We start from the raw sequence: 5,871 nt of genomic DNA on the forward strand, positions 1-5,871 counted from the left end.
GACCGCGCCCGAGCCGGCGGCCGCCCCCGCGTCGGGGCCCACGTCCGTGCCCGAGCCGGCCCCCGCGCCGACGCCCCGGGCGCGGACCCTCGATGATCACGAGGACTTCTCGGCCATCGAGTCATGGGCGCTACCTCGGTAACGTAACGGTCGCCCTTCGCAACCGACGCTTCCCGTGACGGGGGCCGATCCGGAAGCGAGGGCCAGGATGGTCAACACCCGCAACGTGGCCACGGCGGTCGAAGATCATGTGCGGGAGGTGCTGTCGGCGGAGCACCAGATCGTGTTCCGCAGACGACGGCTGCGGCTCCAGCCCGGCGGGTACCACGAGTTCGACGCCGTGTCCGACGACGGCCGCGTGGTGGCGTCGGTGAAGACCGCGGCGGGCGGCGCCGGGCGGCACCCGTCCGGCAAGGTCACGAACTGCCTCGCGGAGCTGTACTTCCTGTCCCTGGTGCGGGCACACCGCAAGCTCCTGGTCCTGACCTCGGCGGAGTTCCACCGGTCGTTCCTGACCGCGATGGCGGGCAAGATCCCGCACAGCTTGGAGGTCCTGCACGTCGCCCTGCCCCCGGACGTGCGGGCCCGGGTCGCCGCCGTGCAGGAGGCCGGCAGTGACGAGACCCAGCCGGTCCTCGACGCCGACGAGCTGCGTGCCGCGGGCGGTCGCTAGCGGCGCCGGTGAGCACGCCCGGTCAGAACGCACTGCCGTCGAGCAGGCGGGCCAGGCGGGCGGCGATGTCCTCCCACCGCCAGTGGCCGGACACCCAGCGCCGGCCCGCCTCCCCCATCTCGCCGGCCTGGGTCGGGTCGGCCAGCAGACCGGCCACCCTGTCGGCGATCTCGGCGACGTCCCGGCCGTCGACGACGTTGCCGGTCACGCCGTCCAACACGGTCTCCGGGGCACCACCCGACCGGCCGGCCACCACCGGCAGGCCGGACGCGGACGCCTCCAGGTAGACGATGCCCAGGCCCTCGACGTCCAGGCCGCGGCCGTGCGTACGGCACGGCATCGCGAACACGTCGCCGGCCACGAAGTGGGCGGGGAGCTCCTCCCTCGGCACCCGGCCGGTCATGATCACGTGCTCGCCGACGCCGAGCTGGTCGGCCATCGCGCGCAGGCGGTCGGCGTACGGGCCGCCGCCGACGAGCAGTAGCGCCGCCTCCGGGACCCGTCGGCGGATCTGGGGCAGCGCCTTGATCAACATGTCCTGGCCCTTGCGTGGCCATAATCGCGACACGCACACCGCGGTCGGCCGGTCGCCGAGGCCGTGGCGCGCGCGGATCTCCTTGCGTGCGGCGAAGTTCGGCTGGAACCGCTGGGTGTCCACTCCCGACGGCAGGTACTCCAGCGCCGCCATCGGGCCGAACGCGGACGCGAACCGCGAGCGGGTGTACTTCGACACGAACGTCACGACGTCGGTCGTCGAGCCGATGCGGCGCAGGGCCTGTCGGGTCACCGGCAGCATCGACCAGCCGACCTCGTGCCCGTGCGTGCTGGCAATGATCCGCCGCGCGCCCGCCGCCCGCAGCTGCGGCGCGAGCAGGGCCAGCGGGGCGGCGGCGCCGAACCACACGCTGTCGCACTGCTCGGCGCGCAGGATCTCGCGGGCCCGCCGCGCCACGGCCGGGGTCGGCAGCATGAGCCCGCCCCCGTGGCGGATCACCGGAAAGGGCTGCTCGGCGTCGAACTCGGCGTGCGAGCCGGAGCTGTGCTCCCACGACGGCGCGTAGACGACCAGATCCTGGTCCGGCAGCCGGGTCGCGAGCGCGTGCAGGTACGACTGGATCCCACCGGGGCGGGGCGGGAAGTCGTTGGTCACCACCAAGGTCCGGGCCACCGGCAAACCCTACTTGAGCGCATCACGCAGGTAGTCCTGCCAGTCACCCACGAGCTTCGCACGGTCCATCCCGAGCACGTCGCGCAGCATGTCGTCGGTCTCGCGCGCGGACGCCGGGCCCACCGCGGCGAGCGTGCGGTACAGCTTGACCAGCCGGTCCTCGCCGAACCGGTCCGCGACGAACCGGGCCAGCGACCAGCTCTGCTGGTAGGCCTGGTCCAGCTCGGCGCCGCTGCCGCGGAACGCCCGGTCCTCCGGCAGCGCGCCCGGCGGACCCGACGACCGGACCCGCTGGGCCAGGTCCGGGGCGCCCTCGGCCAGCGTCACGTCGCTGTCGCGGTAGCCCACGTAGTCCGCGAAGCCCTCCAGCAGCCAGGTCGGGGAGCCGTCGACGGTGTCCGTGCGGGCGGCCAGGTGCGTGATCTCGTGCCGCAGCACCACCCGCAGGGACGGGAGGGACAGCGCGCGCACGCCGTTCGGGCTCAGCACGACCCGCTGGCCGGTGGCCGTGCGGCTGGCGTGGTCCACCCGGTCCGCGACGGCGACCGCGACCACGGAGTCGACGGGAAAGTCCGGGCCGACCATGGCCTTCATCTCGCCCGGCGAGTCCGGCAGCATCAGCACGACCCGCTCCGACCACGACGTCGGCCAGATGTCGCCGACCGCGCGCACCGCCGGGTCCAGCTCGCTGGCCAGTCGCTCGACGATCTGGTCGTTGCCCGGGTGGCTCACCACGATGCCGTGCCGCGTGGTGGTCACCTGGCACGGCGCGAAGTCCCACGGCCCGCGCCAGGTCCGCCTGCCGAGCCGGTCGAGCGCGTTGTCGGAGCGCAGGTACCAGCCGCCGCCCTCGGCCTCGCTGTGGCGGGCGAACAGGTAGCCCATGGCGCGGCTGGTCGGCGTGACGTCCCCGCCGCGCAGGGCGTAGCGCAGGTCCACGGCCGGGGCCCACAGCTCGTCGGCGCCGGCGGTCACCTCGGCGGGCAGGTCGTCGACGTCGAGCGCGTCGTTGGGGTGCAGCTCGTAGGACCAGGTCGTCAGCGGGACCTTCGCGAGGTTCTGGAACAGCCGCCGCTGGTTGAGGACGAACACCCGGTCGGCCTCGGGGTCCACGGTGGCGAGGAACGCCTGCTCGTCGCGCTCGCGGACGGCCTTGGCGCGCCGGTCCAGCAGGTCGGTGACCGCCTCCGCGCGGGAGTCGGCCTCATCGGCCGGCGCCGGCGCGCCCATCGGCTGGCCGGGTCCGGGGGTGGCCGGAAACGCGTCCTGGCCCGGCACGGCCACCAGCACGAGGCCGCCGAGGGCCATCGCGGCGACGGTGGCGCCCAGCCATGCCCGCAGGCTCGCCCTTCGAATCACAGACAGATGCTAGGGGCAGACGCCAATCGGGGCCGGTGCGCCACGGCACCGGCCCCGAGACGGTCGATCATTCGGCGAGCACTATTCAAAACAGGCCCGCAGGTGCCCGGGCGCTGCTGATCCGGAGTGTTTTGAATAGTGCTCGGGCATCAGCCGGCGATGCGCTTGGCGCCGAGGTAGTCGCTGCCGGCACCGTACGGGGCCTCGTCGGTCTTGACCGGGACACCCGAGGTGGAGGCGTGCACCAGCATGCCGTCGCCGATGTACATCGCGACGTGGTGGATCGTGTCCGCACTGTTGCCGTAGAACAGCAGGTCACCGACCTGGAAGTCGCCCGACACGGGCTTGCCCATCGTGAACTGCACGCGGCTGGAGTGCGGCAGGCTGATGCCGGCGGCCGCGTAGGCGTACATCGTCAGGCCCGAGCAGTCGTACGTGTCCGGGCCTTCGGCACCGTAGACGTACGGCTTGCCGCGCTGCTGCATCGCGACCTCGGCGGCCGTGCCACCCGCGCCGGGCGGGCCGAGGTAGACGCTGTTGTCCTCGGGGCCGGCGAGCGCGTCCCGGTCCGTGCCGCTCAGGCTGTTGTACGCGTCCTCGACCTTGTCGATCTTCGTCTCGAGCGCGTCCTTGGTCTTGGTGATCTTGCCCAGCAGCTGCTTGGCGGAGTTCTTCGCGTCCCTCGCGCTCTTCTGCGCGGCGGTGGCCTTGGCCTGTGCGTCGGCAGCGAGGTTGACCGCGCCGGTGAGCTTCGACAGCGCCTCCTCGTTGTCCGACGCCAGCACGCCCAGGGCCGAGGCGCGCTCGAGGAAGTCGTCCGCCGACGACCCGGTGAGCAGCGCCGAGAGCTTGTTGAACCGGGCGCCCTGGAAGGACGCGTTGGTGAGCACGTCGACCTTGCCGCGGAACGCCTCCTCGTCGGCGGCGGCCTGCGCCATCGCCGCCCTCGCGTTCTTGAGGTCGATGTTCGCCTTGTTCAGCTGGGCCCGCTTCTTGTCCAGGTCGGTCCGGGCCTCGAGGAGATCCTCGTTCACCTGGTCGGCCTGCTTCGTCAGCTTCTTGTACTGGGCAAGTGCTTCCGACGCCGTGTCGGGCGGCGGCTGTTGGTGCGCGGGGGGAAGCGCGAGTGCCGGTGAGGGGGAGACGCTCACCACGACGACCGCCGCGGTGACGCTGGCTGCTACCCGAAATGCGCGCTTCATTCGATGCGACGCCACGTTCGCGCGGGTCTCCTTCGGTATCGAAACCGCCGTGGGGCTCTGGGCACGCGTTCGGACCGCACTCGGCCGCAACAGCGGCTGCGCGATCAGTGCCCTCGTCCCACCGTGGGGGATTCCGGTTCAGCCTTCCCGACAAAGGCTGACTAGGCGGCGACCTCACGTAGCAACCCCGGGGTGGGCCGCTGTCGGCCGTGAGATCTCGGACAGGTTACGAAAAGTGTGTCCGTGCGTCTACCGGTGGCCCCGAAAAAAGTGGCTCAGATCCGCGCCGACACCAATGGAGCAGTCCCAACTCCACACTGTGATGGCCACAACTACCCAGCTCACCCGGTACGGGGAGATCGTCAGTTCCGTTCGGCGACAGAAAACGACCGCTTACCGACCCGAATCGGTCGCCGCGCGTGTTGAGCCGGTCACGCGGATTTGTCGATGTGTTCGAGCCGTAGTCGGGGTACGATCCCCGCCCTCCCAAGTGCGTCGATGGCGCGTTGCTCCGACGCGTCCAGCTCCACGTTCGGCGGCGCGCCCAGCAGCACGCTGACCACGCAGTCGCCACAGGCGAGCCCGCGCACCACGCAGCTGTCGCAATCGATGATCATGCCCTGCTCCTTGCGGTTCGAGTTCCTCATGACCCGAACGCTAGGAAAGGGGTCTGACATTTTCGGATCTCAGCCGGTGAACTCCCAGTGCCAGGGCTCCTCACGCCCCTGGCCGCGCCGCGCCCACGGCGGGTTCGACCAGCCGAAAGCCGGCGCGTTCGAGCTCATCCACGCGTACTGCGCGGTGGCGAAGGACTGGATGCCGCCGCACAGGTCGACCGCCAGTGCCCAGCCGTGGTTGCTGGTGCCGGGCACCGCCGCGAGCGCCGGCTTCGCGCCGTAGAGCCGGACCTGCCCGGCGAAGGTGCGATAGGAGTCGGTGACGCACACCGGGCGCCCGAACCTGGCCGTGTAAGCCCTGCTCAGCGCGGAGAACGCGGTGGCGGCGTCGCAGCGCAGCGCGTGCTCGCCGACTCCGATCGGGCAGAGCACCGCGCGCGGGATGAAGCCGTTCGGGTAGCCACCCCAGGCGCCCGCCGCCTCCCCGGACCGGCTCGGCGCCAGCTCCACGCCGCCGCAGCGCCAGGTCAGGCCCTCGTCGGCACCCGCCGCGGCGCGCGGCACGGGGCGGGCTCGGCCGGTCGGCAACGACGGCCGGGTGACGCCGAGGACCGCGTCGCCGGTGGGCCGGTCGGTCACCACGACACCGGCCAGCCGGGCATCCGCCGTGAGCATGGTCCGCTCATCGAGCACGATGCCCACACCCTGCACGCCGTGCTGCTTCGGGCCGAGGAACAGCAGGTCACCAGGCTGCGCGTCGCCGACCGGGACCGACGCGCCGGTCGCCAGCGCCTCCGCGGCACCGGCCGGGAGCCGTAGGCCGGCGCCGCCGAACGCGGAGCGCACCAACCC

Annotated in this window: 6 protein-coding genes; 1 reads left to right on the forward strand and 5 read right to left on the reverse strand. The window is 72.2% G+C overall.

Annotation, left to right across the window (positions count from 1 at the left end; all coding sequences use genetic code 11):
• Positions 1 to 208: 208 nt before the first annotated feature.
• The gene (locus tag ACRDTB_RS37025) at positions 209 to 673 is read left to right on the forward strand and encodes a hypothetical protein (RefSeq protein ID WP_431436928.1); all 465 of its coding nucleotides are present in this window, start codon (positions 209 to 211) and stop codon (positions 671 to 673) included.
• Positions 674 to 695: 22 nt separating this feature from the next.
• Here the strand turns inward: ACRDTB_RS37025 and ACRDTB_RS37030 are convergent, their stop codons facing one another.
• From ACRDTB_RS37030 to ACRDTB_RS37050, 5 genes are all read right to left on the reverse strand, one after another.
• Positions 696 to 1,841, reverse strand: coding sequence for a glycosyltransferase family 4 protein (locus ACRDTB_RS37030; RefSeq protein WP_431436929.1), 1,146 nt, complete (start codon positions 1,839 to 1,841; stop codon positions 696 to 698).
• Positions 1,842 to 1,850: 9 nt separating this feature from the next.
• Positions 1,851 to 3,200, reverse strand: coding sequence for a basic secretory protein-like protein (locus ACRDTB_RS37035; protein ID WP_431436930.1), 1,350 nt, complete (start codon positions 3,198 to 3,200; stop codon positions 1,851 to 1,853).
• A 149-nt stretch (positions 3,201 to 3,349) separates the two neighbouring features.
• On the reverse strand, positions 3,350 to 4,402 hold the full coding sequence (locus ACRDTB_RS37040; protein WP_431436931.1) for a C40 family peptidase: 1,053 nt from the start codon (positions 4,400 to 4,402) through the stop codon (positions 3,350 to 3,352).
• A 431-nt stretch (positions 4,403 to 4,833) separates the two neighbouring features.
• Positions 4,834 to 5,049: a hypothetical protein gene (locus ACRDTB_RS37045; RefSeq protein ID WP_431436932.1), complete on the reverse strand. Its 216-nt coding sequence runs from the start codon at positions 5,047 to 5,049 to the stop codon at positions 4,834 to 4,836.
• Between the two features lie 39 nt (positions 5,050 to 5,088).
• Positions 5,089 to 5,871 (reverse strand): D-alanyl-D-alanine carboxypeptidase family protein (locus ACRDTB_RS37050; protein WP_431436933.1); only part of this gene is annotated, 783 nt, incomplete at its 5' end.

It is taken from the genome of Actinophytocola sp., from assembly GCF_050699935.1.
Taxonomy (GTDB): Bacteria; Actinomycetota; Actinomycetes; order Mycobacteriales; family Pseudonocardiaceae; genus Actinophytocola.